Source organism: Pseudomonas corrugata (genome assembly GCF_001269905.1).
GTDB lineage: Bacteria > Pseudomonadota > Gammaproteobacteria > Pseudomonadales > Pseudomonadaceae > Aquipseudomonas > Aquipseudomonas corrugata.
On record NZ_LHVK01000014.1, the window covers coordinates 439,834 to 458,296 of the forward strand.

Annotated in this window: 6 protein-coding genes; 5 read left to right on the plus strand and 1 reads right to left on the minus strand. The window is 64.1% G+C overall.

The window, feature by feature from the left end; all coding sequences use genetic code 11:
• Window positions 1-42: 42 nt before the first annotated feature.
• Window positions 43-2,106, minus strand: coding sequence for a TonB-dependent receptor (locus tag AD665_RS20155; RefSeq protein WP_053193383.1), 2,064 nt, complete (start codon window positions 2,104-2,106; stop codon window positions 43-45).
• 246 nt (window positions 2,107-2,352) lie between these two features.
• Here AD665_RS20155 and AD665_RS20160 point away from each other — a divergent pair, with 246 nt between their 5' ends.
• The 5 genes from AD665_RS20160 to AD665_RS20180 all read left to right on the plus strand — a co-directional run.
• On the plus strand, window positions 2,353-3,330 hold the full coding sequence (locus AD665_RS20160) for a TauD/TfdA family dioxygenase (RefSeq protein ID WP_053193385.1): 978 nt from the start codon (window positions 2,353-2,355) through the stop codon (window positions 3,328-3,330).
• Window positions 3,331-3,338: 8 nt separating this feature from the next.
• Window positions 3,339-6,749, plus strand: coding sequence for a condensation domain-containing protein (locus AD665_RS20165; protein ID WP_053193387.1), 3,411 nt, complete (start codon window positions 3,339-3,341; stop codon window positions 6,747-6,749).
• Between the two features lie 17 nt (window positions 6,750-6,766).
• Window positions 6,767-7,813 (plus strand): TauD/TfdA family dioxygenase, encoded by a 1,047-nt coding sequence (locus tag AD665_RS20170; protein WP_053193389.1) that lies wholly within the window; start codon window positions 6,767-6,769, stop codon window positions 7,811-7,813.
• Window positions 7,814-7,924: 111 nt separating this feature from the next.
• A complete protein-coding gene (locus tag AD665_RS20175; RefSeq protein ID WP_053193391.1) occupies window positions 7,925-10,987 on the plus strand; it encodes a non-ribosomal peptide synthetase in 3,063 nt (1,020 codons plus the stop codon).
• 58 nt (window positions 10,988-11,045) lie between these two features.
• The coding region (locus AD665_RS20180; RefSeq protein ID WP_155514788.1) for a non-ribosomal peptide synthetase at window positions 11,046-18,463 on the plus strand (7,418 nt) is incomplete at its 3' end.

Below are 18,463 nucleotides of genomic sequence, written 5' to 3' on the forward strand. Positions count from 1 at the left end.
GCAAACCGGGCGCGGAAAGATTGCCTTCCCGCGCCCCTGGGCTTACATGTCGTAGCGCAGGATCATGCCCAACGTGCGTGGTGCGCCGACGTCGATAATGTCGTCGCTGCGGTTGTTGGTGACATATTCCTTGTCGAACGCGTTCTTGACGTAGGCGGACACGGCGACGTTCTTGGTGAGCTTGTACTCGGTGTTGAAGTTGACCAATACGTAGTTGTCGCTCCGACGTTCACCGGTGACCTTGCCGTTGGAATCGAATTCGTATTCCGAAGGCGCAGTGCTTTGATAGGTCACGTCCGTGCCGAACATCAGGCGGTCGTCATAGTGATAGATAGCGCCCACCGACATCTTGTACTTGGGCGATGAAAGGAACGATTCGCCGCTCATGTCCTGGCCGGAGCCGGTGACAAAGTCCTTGTACTTGCCATCGGTCACAGCGCCACCCGCTGTCAGCGTCAATTGTTCATTGACATCTTTTTCGACAAAGACCTCCAGGCCCTTGATGTCGCTGCGACCGGCGTTGAAGACATCGATGACGGTGCTTCCGCTCTGCCGCACACTGACTTGCTGGTCTTTCCAGTCGGTGTAGTAGAGGTTGGCGCGAGCGCGCAAAGTTTTTTCGAAGAACGAACCACGATAGGACAACTCGTAGTTGGTGGTGTATTCCGGATCGTAGGCCTGGTGTCCGCTACCGGAGCGCAGGTTGACGCCACCACCGCGATAGCCCTTTTGCACCATGAAACCGAGGTACTGATCCGTTGCCAGTTCGTAGTCGATACCGAGCTTCGGCAGCACGGCGTCGAACGATTTCTTGACGGTCGCCGGAGCGAAGGAACCATCCTGGTCGATATCGGTGTCGTTTGTTTCGTGGTCGTAACGCAGACCGGTGATCAATGTCCAGCGTGGCGCGAATGTCCAGTTGACTTCACCGAACACCGCCTTGTTATCAATCTTGGTATCACCCTTGACGGTGCGAACCAGGACATTATCGAACAACAAGCGATCATGGAATTTGTTGGTGTTGTGGCCGTAGTAGGCACCGACGAAGCTCTTCACCGTGTCCGAGTCGTAGTTCAGGCGCAACTCCTGACTGAACAGATTGCCGTCTTGCTTACGCAGGACGACCTCGTTGTCCACGGCAGTCTGGTCAAAGTCCAGACGATTGCTGTAGTCCGAGCTGGTATTGGCGGTCATGCTGGTCAGCGACCAGGCATCGTTCAGGCGGTGATCCACCTTAGCGCTGAGGGTGTCCTGTTTGAGGTTGTCGAAGGCCTCGGTATTGGACGAGATGTCGTAATAGCTGGGCTTGCCATCGGCGCCTCGCATCGTCGAGCGGTCACCCTGGCGGTGTTCGCTATGAACGTAGGTCAACAGAACGTCAGTGTCGTCATTGGGCAGGATCAGCAATTTGCCGCGGGTGTTGCTGGTGCGATGCGGATTGGCGTCCTTATCGAGCGCGGTGTTGCGGATGTAGCCGTCACCGTCGGTATAGTCCACGGCAATCCGGCCGGCGATCTTCTCATCGACGATGGCGCCACCACCGGCGACGGCCGCCCCATGCTCACCATAGTTCCCCATACTGGTCTGTGCCGAGAAGCTGGGCTGGAACGTCGGTTTCTTGGTCTCGATCACCACTGCACCGGCCAGGGAGTTACGGCCCTGGGTAGTGGATTGCGGGCCGAGGAAGACTTCGACCTGCTCGGCGTCCCAGAGCGGAACCGGACTCAAGGTCAACGCACGGTTCGGCTGCACGGCACCGTCGACATACACAGAGACCGCACCGTTGAGGGCTGCCGGCCCCTGGTCATCGAAACCGGACACCGGCACGCCACGAATCCCCCAGGTTTCATTATCGGCCTGGCCATAGACACCTGGTGTACGAGCGAACAGATCCACCAGATTCTTGTCATTATGCTCGCGCAGCTTCTCTTCAGTAACGACCACCACACTGGACTGGGTCTGCTCCAGCGTACGGTTGATTTTCTCACCCGTCACAGTGATCGGAGCGATCTCCACGGCAGTGGATTCTTCCGCTGCCCATGCACAGTTGCCGAGGCCGATTGCCGACCCCACAGCCAACGCAATTGTATTCTTTTTGAAATTCAAGCCCCGCACCCCTGCGACAGATATTTTGGTTTTTTTGAGCTGGCCGAACGCTGTTTGGCGCCAGCGGACCGGAGTCTAATCCAAAAAAAAAATTAAATAAATAGTATTGATAATCTCTCTCATTTGTACCTAGTATGTCGTCTTGTATTAGATCCAAAACACTACAGACGAGTCCTACAGATACGCCTGGTGCGCCATCTCCAGGCCTTGTAACGGGTCGAAAAAGATAGAAGAGGATGTGCAAGGATGACCTCAATCGAACACCTGGACAGGCGTTCCGAGCCTTTTTCAATGACTTCCACGGACGGCGGTGAGCACTCATTGCCCGTGTTGGTGCAGGCGGCGCCTGGGCAGTCGATTCACGATCTGGACGCATCGCTGCGCGACAGTCTTCCCCACCTGCTCAGCACCGTGGGCGGGGTCTTGTTTCGCGGTTTCAACGTAGCGACCCCTATCGATTTCAAGCGCTTCGCCGCCAGCTTCGGCGCTCCGCTGGCCAGCTATGAATTCGGCTCCACGCCACGCAGCAAAGTCTTCGCCGGGGTGTACAGCTCCACGGAATACCCGGCCCATCAGTTCATTCCCCTGCATAACGAGCAGGCCTATACCCGGCCCTGGCCTTCGCGCATCTGGTTCCACTGCATCAAGGCCAGTGAATCCGGCGGCGAGACGCCGATTGCCGACAGTCGCCTGATCTACCAGCGCATGCCCACCGAGATCCGCGAGCTGTTCGCCAGCCGCGAGCTGCTTTACGTGCGCAACTACAGCGGCGCCCTGGACCTGCCCTGGCAGAAAGTCTTCAACACCGAGGATCGGGCCCAGGTCGAACGCTACTGCCAGGACAACGACATCGAGTGGGAATGGAAAGCCGACGGCGACCTGTGCACCCGTCAACGTTGCGCGGCGGTGCAGCAGCATCCCGAGACTGGCGAGTGGGTCTGGTTCAACCAGGCCCATCTGTTCCATGTGTCGGCCATCGAACCGAACGTACGCGCCAGCCTCCTGGCCGCCGTGGGTGAAGAGAACCTGCCGCGCCATGTGTATTTCGGCGACGGCTCGGCCATCCCCGACGAGATGCTCGACCGCGTGCGCGAAGTCTACCGCCAGACCGCCGTCAGCTTCCCCTGGCAGCCCGGCGACGTGCTGATGCTCGACAACCGACTGGTCGCACACGGTCGCAATCCTTACACCGGTGACCGCAAGGTCATCGTGGCCATGGCGTGAATTGCAAAATGTCTTCATTCAAACAATGGATCGAAGTGCTGGAAACCAATGCCCGGCGCTTTCCGGAACGTGCCGCCCTGCACTTTTTGCCGGACGGTGTCACGATCGGCGAAACCCTGACCTTCGCCCAGTTGCACGAGCAGTCCCGGTCCCTGGCGGCCGCATTGCAATCGCGCTATGCGCCGGGTGATCGCGTGTTGCTGATGCTGCCCAGCAGCCTCGACTACGCCCGTGCTTTCTGCGCCTGCCTGTATGCCGGCATGATCGCCGTGCCATTGTTTCCGCCGCCGTCGCGCAAACCGCGGCACCTCGAACGCGTGCGCAATGTGGTGGTGGACGCCGAGCCGGCACTGATTCTCGCTCCGGCGGATCATTGCGAAGGTTTGCTGGAGCTGGTGGAGGGCCGTGTCGACGTGCTCACCGTCCAGCACCTGGGCACGCCACCGGCCAGTCAATGGCAGCGCCCGACCATCGACGGCTCGACCGTGGCCTTCCTGCAATACACCTCCGGCTCCACCGGTTCGCCCAAAGGCGTCGAGGTGCGTCAGCGCAACCTGATCGCCAACGTCGAGCTGATGCGCCAGGCCTATGGTTTCGATGAGCACGGCGCCATGGTCAACTGGCTGCCGCTGTACCACGACATGGGCCTGATCGGTGGCCTGCTGGCGCCGATCTACAGCGGCATGCCCTGCTACCTGATGACTTCGCAAACCTTCGTCAACGCGCCGTCGACCTGGCTGCAGGCGCTGAGCCGCTACCGTGGCACCGTCAGCTTCGCGCCAAATTTCGCCTACGCCCTGTGCAACCGGGTAGTCAGCGACAACCTGATCGCCCAGCTGGACCTGAGCGCCTGGAAACACGCCATCAACGGCGCCGAGCCGATCCACCCCGGCACCCTGGAAACCTTCGCCCAGCGCTTTGCCGCCTGTGGCCTCAACCCATTGGCAATCAGCCCCGGTTACGGCCAGGCCGAAGCGACTCTGTGTGTCAGCGCTACGCCGGAAGATGCATTGCCGGTGACGCTGCGCCTGGACAAAGCAGTGCTGGAAACCGGTCGCGTGGCCCTGGCGGCCGCCGATGTCGCCGCCGTCGAATTCGTTGCCTGTGGCTTCCCCCAGGCTTTGCACAGCATTGCCATCGTCGACCCGCAAACCCACGAACGCTGCGCTGCCGACCGCATCGGTGAGGTGTGGCTGAAGGGGCCGAGCAACGCCGAGTCCTATTGGAAAAACCCCGAGGCCACCCGCGAAGCCTTTGAAGCGCGCATTGTCGGCTCGACCGAGCATTACCTGCGCTCCGGCGACCTGGGCTTCATGCACGAAGGCCAGGTGGTGATCTGCGGGCGACTCAAAGACTTGTTGATCCTCAACGGACGCAACCTGTACCCCCACGACATCGAATTCGCCATCACCGATGCCGAGCCGGGCATCCGCACCGGGCGCATCGCCGCGTTCTCGGAAATGGACCCGGCCCTGGGTCGGGAGAAGCTGGTGATCGTCGCCGAGCCCCAGCGCAAGTTCGTCGACCCGGCGCGGCACCCGGCGCTGTTTGCCTCGATGCAGAACGCCGTGCGCGAAGCCGCCGACTGCGGCATCGACCAGATTGTGCTGGTGGAAGCCGGCACCATCCCGATGACCACCAGCGGCAAGATCGCCCGCCAAGGTGCGCGCAAGCAACTGGCGGCGGGGACGCTGAGCATCATCGCCCAGAGCGGCGGGCAGCTCGCTTCCAGCGGCGAAACCCTTGGCCTCGACCCACTCAAGAATCTTGTCCAGGCTTCGGCGCAAGACGCCCAGGCCGCTTGCCGGCAGTGGCTCGAACAGACCCTGCACGGGGTGAACCCGTATCTGCTTCCAGACTTCGAACGGAGTCTGATCGGCCAAGGCCTGGACTCCATCGGCGTCGCCGATTTCGCCGCTCGCCTGCACCGGGACCTGGGCTGGAGCCTCGACACCCAGCGCCTGTTCGGTGAGCAGACCCTGGCGCAATGGGCACAGGATCTGCTGGCATTCCTCAGAACACCATCAGCGGCGCTCACTCCGTCGGCCGAACGTACGGACGTCAGCGAAACTCGCCAGTCCTTCGCCCAACGCCGGCTGTGGTTCCTGCGCCAGATGAACCCGGACGACACCCGCCACAATCTGGTGCTGCACCTGCGCCTGCAAGGTCCATTGGACGTCGAGGGGTTGGCCGAGCGCTTGAACAGCCTCGTCAATCGCCACAGCGTGCTGCGCACGGTCTATCGCGACGGTGTCGACGGCCCGCAGCAACAGGTTCTGCCCGCCACGCCTGTGCCGTTGAACTGGCACGGACAGACCGAACAGCAAGCGCTGCACGACTGCCTGGCGAGCGAACACACCACGCCGGTGGATCTGGTCAACGGTCCCCTGCTGCGGGCGCAGTTGCTGAGTCGAGATGAGCAGCAACACGATCTACTGCTGACCGTGCACCACATCGCCTTTGACGGTCGCTCGGCGCAAGTGCTGCTGGCGGAACTGGCCGGCTCGGCAGGCGCTGAATGGCCGGTGCAGTACCTCGATTTCGCCCAGTGGGAAGCGGCGCACTGGAGCGAACAGCGAATCGCCACCGAGCAGGACTTCTGGCGTGAGCATCTGGCCGGCCTGCCACAGACCCTCGAACTGGGCGGCAGTGGCCAGACCCCGGGCGAGCACAACCTGGACTTCAAGGTGCCCCAGGCCACCTGCGAGCCGCTTTCAACGTTGGCCCGCGAGCGCGGCATGACCTTGTTCATGTTGTTGCTGGCCAGCTATCAGCTGGTGCTCAAGCAACTGGGCGGCCAACAACGATTCCTGTTGGGAACTGACGTCAGCGGCCGTCCACTGGCGGAACACAATGATGTCATCGGTTTCTTCGTCAACCAGCTGACGCTGCGCTGCAACCTGCAGGGTGAATCGACCCTGGCCGGTTTCCTGGAGCGTGTTCGCGATGAGGCGCGCCTGGCCTATGCCCATCAAGGCCTGCCTTTCGACCTGGTGGTGTCGGCCCTGGCGCCGCAGCGCCTGCCCGGCCACTCGCCGCTGTTCCAGGTGAAGCTCAACTATCAACCTTCCCGCGTCACACCGACCGCCATCGCCGGCGCGCACCTGCAGACCCTGGAGGTGGCACAGGCTCCGGGAGATTTCCACCTGGTGCTCGACCTGGTGCATGGCACCGAAGGGCTCGACGCGACCCTCAAGTATCGCGGCGAATATTTCGACCAGGACCGCGCCTTGCGCCTGCAACACCTGTGGACACACCTGCTGGAAGAAATGCGCCACCTGCTGGACGAGTCGCTGCCGGCCCTGGCCGAGCGCATCGCGACCTGGGACCAGGCCCTCCAGCGCGAGCGGCAACAGGCCCGGACGCTGGCAGGTCGCAGCCAGATGCTGCAAGCCAAACGTCGCTCAATGTCCCTTTAACCGAGTCGGATGCCGTTATGTCTACCCTGCCCCCATCGCCCCGCGCCCTTGGCGCCGTGCGCCGCAAAGCCATGAACGTCTCGGAACAGCAACTGGTCACCGAACGCCTGCTCAGCCCCGACCACGCCCTGCCGCTGGTGATCGAGCCTGCGGTGAGTGGCGTCGATCTGGTGGCCTGGGCCGCTGGCGAACGCGAGTCCCTGGAGAAAAAACTGCTGCAATACGGTGCCCTGCTGTTTCGCGGGTTCAACGTGACGTCCGTCGAACAGTTCGACCAAGTGATCGCCACCCTCTCCCCGGGCGCCCTGGAATACATGTTCCGTGCTTCGCCCCGGACCCGGGTCGGCGGCAACATCTACACCTCGACCGACTACCCGGCCGACCAGATGATTTTCCCCCACAACGAACACTCCTATTCGCCGCGCTTCCCCCTGCGACTGTTCTTCTATTGCCAGCTTCCCTCCGAGACCGGTGGCGAAACCCCGATTGGCTCGACCCGTGGGGTCAAGGCCGCCATCAGCCCGGAGATCGAAGCACGCTTCCGGGAAAAAGGCGTGATGTACGTGCGCAACTATGGCGACGGTTTCGGCCTGCCGTGGCAGAGCGTGTTCCAGTCCGAAGACCGTAGCGAAGTCGAAAGCTACTGCGCCAGCGTTGGCATCGAAGTGGAATGGAAAGACAACAATCGTCTGCGCACCCGCCAACGTGGACCCGCCGTGGTGCGCCATCCGCGCACGGGTGAAGAGGTCTGGTTCAACCATGCCACCTTCTTCCACATCAGCACCCTGCCGCCGCACATCCGCGATTCGCTGCAGAGCAACTTCACCGACCTCGACCTGCCCACCAACACCTTTTATGGCGACGGCGAACCCATCGAACCGCAGGTCCTGGAGTCGCTGCGAGCGGCCTACCTCGACTCGCTGGTGCGCTTCAGTTGGCAACAGGGCGATGTGTTGTTCATCGACAACATGCTCGCGGTCCACGGTCGCGAACCCTTTACCGGCAAGCGCGCAATCATGACCGGCATGGCCGAAGCCCTGCTGTCGAGCGACGTGACCCTTTGACTTTCAACGGCGGCACCCGTCGTTCGCCAGCGGCTTGCGTGACGGTCAGTTCGTAAGCCCCGGCGCCGGCGCTTCCCCCAGATCAAACCCCATTTTCCAGTCGAGTTGAACATGAGCGGACTTCAAGGTTTTCGTATTTCGCCGCAACAGGCAGCGCTGTATCCCCACATCAAGGGCGCTGCCGAGCACCCGTTCGGTTGTCACTTGCAATGGTCGCTGTCCGGCCCGACCGACGTCGACGCGCTGAACAGCCGCCTGCAAGCGTTACTGGCCGCCAGTGAAATCCTGCGGACTCGCCTGGTACCGGTACCCGGCCTGCGTCATCCGGTGCAGGTCATCGACGCGGCCGGCACACTGACGGTGGCCCAGCTGGATCTGCGCCAGCACAACAGCGCCGATCAGGATGCCGAACTGGCGCGCCTGGTTTCGCAACCACGGGACTGGACCGCGCCGCTGGCCGTGACCCTGGTGCGGCTGTCGGATCAAACAGCGGTGCTGGACCTGGCCGGCGCGTGCAGCCATTTCGACCTCGTCAGCCTCAGACTGTTGGCCGACGCCCTGCTGCAAGATGCCCTGCCGGACCTGTCCGAGGCCCTGCAATACGCCGACTACGCCGAATGGCGTTGGAACCTGGTGGAAGACGAACCCGGCCATCCAGGCGTGAGCTTCTGGAAAGTCATGGACGAGGCCGAGCAGCCCACCTTGCAACTGTCCCTCGAAGCGCCCAGCGGTGCCGGCTTCGCCCCTGCCCGACAGGCACTGGCCCTCCCCGCTGAATTCGCCCGTCACCCGGCCCTGACCTCGGCGTTGATGCTCGCCGCCTGGGCGGCGGTACTCGGCCGGTTGGCCGGTCAGCAGCAGGTCCCGCTGACTCTGATCCACGAAAGCCGTGGCGCCGAACTGGACAACGTCCTCGGCGTGTTCGAACAGTGCCTGCCCCTGAACATCGAGCTGGATGCCCAGGCCACCCTGCTCCAGCAGAGCAAACAACTGGCTGCCTCGGTAGAACGCAGCACCGGCTGGCAAGACTATTACACCCGGGACCTCACCACGGGCTACGCCTTCGCCTGGCGTTCGGGTGATGCCCGGGAACGCTATGCCGAGGCGCTGATGGGCCCGGTGAAAGCCTGCCTGAATGTCCGCCAATTGCCGGACAGCCTGCACGCCAGCGTGATTTACGATCGCCACACCCTGAGCGCCGAAGCCGCACGCAGCCTTGGCGAACAATGGCTGCAATTGCTGCAAGGCGCCCTGGCCGAACCGCAACAGGCCTGGTCCCACCTGCCCCTCGGCGGACCGTTGCAATCAGCGATTATCGCTAACACGCCGAGTTCTCCATCCATCGAGCCGCTGACCCTGGTGGACCTGATTGCCCGTCAGGTTCGTCAGCAACCGGACGCCATCGCCCTCAGCGACACCGGCGGCGACCTGAGCTACGCCCGCCTCGACGCCTGCGCCACCCGTCTGGCCCATCAACTGGTAGCCGCCGGCATCGGCCGCGACGTGCCCGTCGGCATTCTGTTCCCGCGCAGCAACGCCGCCATCGTCGCCATGCTCGCGGTGTTGAAAGCCGGTGGCGCCTATGTGCCGATCGACCCGACCTACCCGGCCGATCGTCGCGCCTACATGCTGGCCGACAGCGGCATCGGCCACATTGTGGTCAGTGCCGAATTGGCCGACAGCCTGCCGGCGACCCTGCAACGTTTCGTGCTGAATGACTTGAGCGGACACGACACGAGCGACCTGCCGCCGCTGCCCCTGCCTGACGCGAACGCCCTCGCCTACCTGATCTACACCTCGGGCTCCACCGGCGCACCGAAAGCCGTGGAAATCAGCCATGGCGCCCTGAGCTTCTCGACCCAGGTGCGCATGGCTGCCTATGAAACGCCCGTGCGCGCCTACCTGCTGTTGTCGTCGTTTGCCTTCGACAGCTCGGTCGCCGGGATCTTCTGGACCCTGGCCCAAGGTGGCCGGCTGGTACTGCCGGCGCCTGGGGAAGAGCTGGAGATGGCGCGCCTGGCGCAGCTGGTTGCCCAGCACAAGGTCAGTCACGGCCTGTCGTTGCCGTCGCTGTATCAGGCCCTGCTCGACCAATTGCAGCGCACCGCCAGCGCCGACAGCCTCGAATGCTGGATCGTCGCCGGTGAAGCTTGCCCACCGGCCCTGGTCGCCCAACACGGCAAGACCCTGCCACACGCCCGCCTGGTGAACGAATACGGCCCTACCGAGGCCACGGTCTGGGCCAGTCATGAGGTACTGGAGCCGAGCCGCAGCGTCAGCATCGGCCGTCCGATTGCCGGCATGGACCTGCGCCTGCTGAACGAGTTCGACCAGGCCTGCGGCATCGGTGAACCGGGTGAGATCGTCCTCGCCGGCCCGACCCTGGCGCGGGGCTACCGCAACAAACCGGAAGAAACCGCCAAGGCCTTTGTCACCCTGGCCGACGGCACTCGTGCCTACCGTACCGGAGACCTGGCCTGCTGGCTGGCCGACGGACGCCTGGCGTTCCTCGGACGCAAGGACCACCAGGTCAAAGTGCGCGGCTATCGCATCGAACTCGGGGAAATCGAACGGCAACTGTGCAGCCACAGCGACGTGCGCGAAGCCGCGGTGATCGTGCAGGAGCACGCGGCCGGCAAGCGTCTGCTCGCCTACGTCCTGGCCGCACATGGCTATGCACCGGACTCGGAGGCGATCAAGCGTTTCCTCGGTGAGCGCCTGCCGTCGTACATGGTCCCGGCCCAGGTGCTGACCCTGGCGACGTTCCCACGCACCCCCAACGGCAAACTCGACACCCGTCAGTTGCCCGACCCGGACCAGTTCGACGAAAGCACCCACGTCGCGCCGCGCAACGCCATGGAAACCACTTTGCAAGCCATCGTCGCCAAGGTCCTGAAGCTGGCGAACGTGAGCGTCACCGACAACTTCTTCGCCATCGGCGGTGACTCGATCCTGAGCCTGCAAGTGGTGGCCCAGGCCCATGAGCAAGGGATCGCGCTCTCGGCCAAACAAGTCTTCGAACGCCAGACCATCGCCGCCATGGCCGAGGTCGCGCAACCACTGGCCGAATCCGCCGCCGACCCGCTGGCAGACAGTGCCGAGTTCAGCGCCTCGGGCCTGTCCGACGACGAAATGCAAGCGCTGATGGCCGAACTGGACGAGGCCGACCTGTGAGTCGCTCCTCCCGTCGCCAGGCCATCACCGTTGCCCCCTTTTACGCAGGACGCTTTCAATGACCACCGAAAAAACCACCGGCAATCCAATCGAAGACGTTTATCCGCTGTCGCCGTTGCAGCAAGGGATGCTCTTCCACTCCCTGCTCCACGAAGACTCCGGTGTCTATCTGATGCAGGACCGCTACCGCATCGGCGGGGCCATCGATGAAGTGGCCTTCCTGGAGTCATGGCGCCAGGTGGTGGCGCTGCACCCTTCCCTGCGCGCCAGTTTCCAATGGAAAAGCCAGAAGCAACCGGTGCAGGTGATCCACCGCGAGGTCAAGGTACCGCTGGACACCCTCGACCTGCGCGGACTTGCCGCCCACGAGCAGGAGGCGCGCATCCGCAGCCTGCTGGAAGACGAACAGAAAGTCGGCTTCAACCTGTCGAAGCCACCGCTGATCCGCTTCCGGCTGGTGCGCCTGGCCGATGAATCCTACGAATTCATTCGCAGCTTCCATCACATCCTGATGGATGCCTGGTGCATCTCCCTGGTGACGGTGGACTTCCTCAAGGTCTACGAGGCACTGTGCAACGACCGGACCCCGGAGCTGAAAAGCCCACGGCCGTTTCGCGACTACATCCAATGGCTGCAACGCCAGGATGCGGGCAAGGCCGAGCAATTCTGGCGCGGCCAACTGCAAGGCCTCAATGCGCCGACGCCGCTGACCGTGGACAACGGCGTGGCCCATGATCGCTACACCGACGCGGTGCTGGTGGACGATCAGCTGATTCACCTGAGCGAACAGCAAACCCAGGCGCTGGCGGCGTTCTGCCGTAGCCGTCGGATCACCCCGAACACCTTCTTCCAGGGCGTCTGGTCATTGTTGCTGTCGCGCTACAGCGGCCAAAGGGACGTGGTCTTCGGCGTCACGGTGGCCGGTCGTCCGGCGGACCTGACCGGCGTCGCGGAAATGATCGGGCTGTTCATCAATACCTTGCCGCTGCGGGTGTCGGTGGACCCGGATGCGCCCCTCGGCAATTGGCTGAATGACCTGCAAGGGCTCAACGTCGACATGCGCGACTTTGAGCACACGCCCCTGACGGACATCCAGGGCTGGAGCGACTTCCCCCGGGGCGAAACCCTGTTTGACAGCATCCTGGTGTTCGAGAACGCGCCCATCGACGAACAGATCCTCGAAGGCGGTTTCCAGTTCAGCCTCGAAGGCATGGACCACAGCGTGCACACCCACTACGGCTTGACCGTGGTGATCCTGCCCGGTGAGCAACTGGGCATCCGCGTGTCCTATGACCGCGAACGCTTCGAAGCCGCCACCGTCGAGCGCCTGCTGGGCCATATCGCCAGCCTCGTGGCGGGCATGCTGGCGGCACCAGATGCGCCGCTGGGCAGTTTCGAATTGCTGGCCGCCGAAGAACGCCAACAACTGTTGGGCAATTGGGCGGTCAATCCTCATGATTTCCCGCTGGATCAGAGCTACGCGCAGTTGTTTGCCCACCAGGTCGCCCAACGCGGCGGACAGGTCGCCGCCCTCTGTGACGGCGAGTCCCTGACCTACACCGAGCTGGACCAGCGCTCCACACGACTGGCCCATGCCTTGCGCAAGGCCGGTGCCGACGAGGATCAACTGATCGCCCTGGCCGCCCCTCGCGGCCTGGCGCTGTTGACCATGATGATTGCCGTGTTCAAGACCGGCGCGGCCATGCTGCCCCTGGAAGTCAATCATCCGCCCGAGCGCCTGCGGGAGATCCTCAGCCTGTCCCGCGCGCCGTTGTTGGTCGCCAGCGAAGATTGCAGCGCGCTGCTCGACCCGTTGCTCAGCGGTCTCGATCAGGCCCCCGTGGCGCTGTTCGCCGAAGCCTGCTGGAAGACTGGCAACGACGCGCCGCTGCCTGCTCTCGGCCGCCCGGACAGCCTCGCCTACGTCCTTTTCACCTCGGGTTCGACCGGTACGCCGAAGGGCGTGATGATCGAACAACGGGGCATGCTCAACAACATCTTCGGCAAGGTCCCGGCCCTGGGGCTCGGCACCGAGGACCGGATCCCGCAGACCGCTTCGGTGGCATTCGACATTTCCGTGTGGCAGTTCCTCGCCGCGCCAGTGCTCGGCGCCACCGTGCACATCCTCCCGGACGAAGTCGCCCACGACCCGCAGCGCCTGCTGCAGGTACTCGCCAGCGAACGCCTGAGCGTGCTGGAAATCGTCCCGAGCCTGATGCGCACCCTGCTCGCCCTGTGCCCGTGTGACCTGCAACTGCCGGACCTGCGCTGGGTGCTGCCCACCGGCGAAGCCCTGCCGCCGACCGTGGCCCGGGACTGGTTCGCGCGCTTCCCCGACATTGCCTTGATGAATGCCTACGGGCCGGCCGAATGCGCCGACGACGTAGCGTTCCAGCCGATCTTCGCAGCCCCGGCCGCTCACATCAGCCACATGCCCATCGGCCAGCCGACCGCCAACAACCGCCTGTATGTGCTGGACGAAGCCCTGCGTCCGCTGCCTGTGGGTGTCGCCGGGGAAATCTGTGTCGGTGGCGTCGGCGTCGGCCGTGGCTACCTGCACGATCCGCAACGCACCGCCGAAGCGTTCATCGAACATCCGCAACTTGAAGGTCGCGTGTATCGCACCGGTGACCTGGGACGCTGGCGCGCAGACGGGGTGATCGAATACCTCGGCCGCCGCGACCAGCAGGTGAAACTGCGCGGCCACCGGATAGAACTGACCGAAATCGAACACCGCCTCGCGCAGCACCCGAACGTGCGCGAAGCCGCCGTGCTGCTGCGGGAAAACAGCGTCGGTGAAGCCTGGCTGGTGGCGTACTGGTCGGCCCATGACGACACCCTGGGCAGCGACGGCCTGGGCGAGCACCTGCGGGCACAACTGCCGCCGTACATGGTGCCGGCCGCCTTCGTCTGCCTGGACAAACTGCCGCTGAACAACAACGGCAAGGTCGATCGCAAGGCCCTGGCCGCCCGGGTACTGGACTGGCAGGCCGATACCCGGCGAAGCATTGCCCCGCGCAATCCACTGGAAACCGCCGTGGCGGCCATCTGGGCCGAGGTCCTGGGGCGCGACACCATTGGCGTGGAAGACAACTTCTTCACCCTCGGTGGCCACTCGTTGCTGGCGACCCAGATCGTTGCGCGACTGCGCAACCATTTCAAACTCGACCTGCCGCTGCGCACGCTGTTCGAACAGCCCACCGTGGCCTTGCTGGCCGTGAACATCGCCGCTCGCCAGGCCGACGCCGCCGCGCCACAAGCCGTCGCCCTCAAGGCACCGAAAGCCCAGCCGCGCCCGGCCCTGTTGCCGCTGTCGTTCTCGCAACAACGCCTGTGGTTCATCGAGCAACTGACGCCGGGCACGACGCTGTTCAACATCCCGTTCGCCCTGCACCTCAAGGGCGAACTCAATGTCGAGGCGTTGCACGCCAGCCTGAACGATCTGCTGGCGCGCCACGAAATCCTGCGTACCGGCATCCACAGCACCGATGGCCTGCCCTGCCAACGCATCAGCGAATCACTGGACATCGTGCTGCCTTTCGAAGACCTGTCCGGCCTGACCGCCACCGCTCGCGAAGGTGCGCAATTCATTGCCCTGCAAGACACGTTCGAGCAGCCGTTCGACCTGACCTGCCCACCACTGCTACGTGTCCGTCTGTTGCGCCTCGCGCCGGGAGAGCACGTGCTCGGCATCGCCCTGCATCACCTGGTATCGGACGCCTGGTCGGCCACCATCGCCCTGCGGGAACTGGCCCTGGGTTATGAAGCCCGCTGCAACGGCGCCGCCGCCGAGCTGCCGGCCCTGCCGGTGCAATACGCCGACTTCGCCCTCTGGCAGCGCGAACACCTGCAAGGCGCCGAACTCAAGCGCCAGCTCGATTACTGGACCAGCACCCTGGACCGCCGCGACAGCGACGGCAGCCCGTTGCTGGCGCTGCCCACCGACCATCCACGGCCGTCAATGCAGAGCTACCGCGCCGGGATCGTCCAGCGCGAACTCAGTGCCGACCTCAGTGGCCGGGTACAAGCCTTCGCCAGCCGCCTCGGCACCACGCCGTTCACGGTGCTGTTCGCCGGTTTCGCCGTGTTGATGCACCGCTTGAGCGGCGATACCACCGTGCTGGTCGGCACCCCGGTGACCCATCGCGAACAACCGGGCACCGAAGGCCTGCTCGGCATCCTGCTGAACAACCTGGCGATCCGCACCGACTTTGTGCCACAAGCGGATTTCACCGCCCTGGTGCAACAGGTCGCCGAACGCCTGCGCAGCGGCTTGCAGCATCAGGACCTGCCCTTCGAGCAACTGGTGGACAGCCTGCAACTGCCCCGCAGCCTCAGCCACGCACCGCTGTACCAAGTGATGGTGGCTCAGCAATTGGCCATGGAGTCGCGCTTGCGCTTCCCCGGGCTGGAAATCGAAGCGCTGGACACCCCGCTGCGGCATTCAGAATGCGACCTGGATCTGCACGTGTTGTGCCCGGCCCATGCACCGATCCAACTGGAGCTGATGTTTGCCCTGGACCTGTTCGTCGCCGACAGCGCCCGCCAGACCCTGGCCAGCCTGGAGCACTTGCTCGAGCAAATGCTCGCCGATCCGCAACGCCCAGTGGCCGCCCTGCCGCTGTTGATGGACGCGGAGTGGCAGCGTACGGCGATGGAGAGGAACCGCACCGAGATGGCGGTAGCCACGCACCTGACCTTCGCCCAACTGTTTGAACAACAGGCTGCGCCGGACACCCTGGATCCGCCACGCAGCAGCACCGAACGACAAGTCGCCATGTTGTGGTCGGAGTTGCTGAAAGTGCCGTCGACGCAGATCGGTCGCGACAGCCATTTCTTCCACCTCGGCGGTCATTCGCTGTTGGCTGCGGTGTTGTTTGCCCGTCTGCGCCAACAGTTCGCCACAGTGCCGCCGCTGCGGGCCGTGTTCGAACACCCGACCCTGGAGGCCCTGGCCGCGCTGCTGGGCGCCCCGCTGCAAGCGCCCGCAGCGACATTCGTTCCGGCGCCACGCCCGGCGCGCTTGCCGTTGTCGTTTGAACAACAACGCCTGTGGTTCCTGGAACAACTGAGCGCCGGAGGTGGCGAATACAACGTGGTCAGCGCCGTGCAATTGGACGGTGAGCTCGACACCAGGGCCCTGCAAGCGGCCCTGAACAACGTGGTCCAACGTCACGAAATCCTGCGCAGCCGCATCGTGCGCGAGAGCGACGGCGAGTTGGCGCTGATCATCGAACCGCAGGTCGACATCGCCTTGCAGTCGACAGCCTTGGAAGCGACCAGCGACGCGCACTGGCAGCAATTGACCGACGACGCCATCCACGCAGAAACCGGACGCCGTTTCGACCTCGCCAGCCAAGTGCCGATCCGCGCCACCCTGCTGCAACGCTGCGGCCACGCCCAGACCTTGCTGCTGCTCACCGTGCACCACTGCGCCACCGACGATGCCTCCAGTCAGAACCTGCTGGATGAACTGGGCCGCTGCTACAGCGCCCATTGCCAGGGCACGGCAGCCGCGCTGCCGGAACTGGTGCTGCAATACCCCGACTACGCCCTCTGGCAGCGCGAGCCGGGGCAACAGACCGCGTTCAGCAGCCAGTTGGAATACTGGCGTGGGCAACTGGAGGACGGCGACTACCTGCTGGACCTGCCCACCGAACAGGGCCGCCCCAACCTACTCGCCCCGGCAGCCGGTGCGGTGCAATTGCAGCTGCCGCCTGCGCTGGTGGGACGCCTGCGACAGTTCGCCCAGCAACGCGGCGCCACCCTGTATATGCTGATGCTCAGCGCCGCGCAATTGCTGCTGGGTCGCTACGCCAACCAGCGCGACGTGCGGGTCGGCAGCCCGGTGGCCCAACGTCCGTTCGCCGAGCTGCAGCCGCTGATCGGTTGCTTCGTCAATACCGTGGTCATGCGCGCCGATCTCGATCCGAGCCTGAATTTCGAAGGTCTGCTGAATCAGGTTCGCAACCGCGTACTGGACGCCCAGCAGCATCAGGACGTGCCGTTCGACCAGGTTGTCGAGCACCTCAAGCCGGCCCGCAGTCTCGGCCAGACGCCGTTGTTCCAAGTGCTGTTCGCCATGCAGAACGCGGACTCGTCCTGCCCGCAATGGCCATCGTTGCAGGTCAGCGAACGTGCCGTGAGCGCCCAGGCCACCAAGTACGACTTGAACTGGGAAGTGTATGACGGCGAGGTGCTGTCGGTGTTGCTGGAATACCGCGCCGCGCTGTTCAGCGAAACCACCGCCCGACGCTGGCTGGAGCAATGGCAGCAATTGCTTGAAGCCATGCTCGATGCACCACAGACCCGCCTCGCGGACTGGTCGCCATTAGCGGTGACAGAGCGTCGGCGCCAACTGGTCGAGTGGAACGCCACCGAGCGTCACTACAGTGGCCCCACCGATCTGCACACCGCCCTGAGCCAACAAGCCGCCCTCAGCCCCAACGCCCCGGCGCTGGTGTTCGAAGGCCAGCGCCTGAGCTACGCCGAGCTGGATAACAGGGCTCAAGCCGTCGCCCGTGCCTTGCGTGCGGTCGGCATCGGCACCGATGACATCGTGCCGGTGTGCATGGAACGCTCGGTAGACATGGTCGTCGCCCTGCTCGGTATCGTCCATGCCGGCGCCGCCTGGCTGCCGCTGGATCCGGAGCTGCCCGCCGGGCGCATGGCCTTCCTGATCGAAGACGCCGACGCCAAGGTCAGCCTGACCCAAGCCCGGTGGCTGTCGCGCCTGCCTGCCGGCCATCAGGCCTGGACTCTCGACAGCCTGCCCCAGGCCCCGGCCTTCGACCCGATCAGCGTCGCTGCCAGCGACCTGGCCTACGTGCTCTACACCTCCGGCTCCACCGGCCAACCGAAAGGCGTGATGAACGAACACGGCGCCTTGATGAACCGCCTGTACTGGATGCAGGACGCGTTCCCGATTGGTCCGAACGACCGCGTGCTGCAGAAAACCCCGTACAGCTTCGACGTCTCGGTGTGGGAGTTCTTCTGGCCGCTGATCACCGGCGCCACCCTGGTGGTGGCCCGTCCGGATGGTCATCGCGATCCGGCATACCTCAGCCAACTGATCCAGCAGGAACAGGTCACGACGTTGCACTTCGTACCGTCGATGCTCCGCGCCTTTGTCGAGGAGCCGAGCCTGGTCGACTGCCGCAGCCTGCGCCAGGTGTTTGCCAGCGGCGAAGCGCTGCCGGTGGATCTGGTGCGGCGTTTCATGGGCCAACACCCGGCGGCACTGGTCAACCTGTACGGCCCGACCGAAGCGGCCATCGACGTGTCGGTCTGGCGCTGCTCGGTGGACGACGTAATCGTGCCCATCGGCAAACCCATCGCCAACCTGCGCCTGTACATCCTCGACGAGAACATGCAACCGCTGCCCATCGGCAGCATCGGTGAGCTGTACATCGGCGGTGTCGGCGTCGCTCGCGGTTACCTCAAGCGTCCGGACCTGACCGAGGAACGCTTCCTCGC

Coding starts and splice junctions, on each gene's coding strand:
- AD665_RS20160 (WP_053193385.1), top strand. CDS start 2,353: ATGACCTCAATCGAACACCTGGACAGGCGTTCCGAGCCTTTTTCAATG.
- AD665_RS20165 (WP_053193387.1), top strand. CDS start 3,339: ATGTCTTCATTCAAACAATGGATCGAAGTGCTGGAAACCAATGCCCGG.
- AD665_RS20170 (WP_053193389.1), top strand. CDS start 6,767: ATGTCTACCCTGCCCCCATCGCCCCGCGCCCTTGGCGCCGTGCGCCGC.
- AD665_RS20175 (WP_053193391.1), top strand. CDS start 7,925: ATGAGCGGACTTCAAGGTTTTCGTATTTCGCCGCAACAGGCAGCGCTG.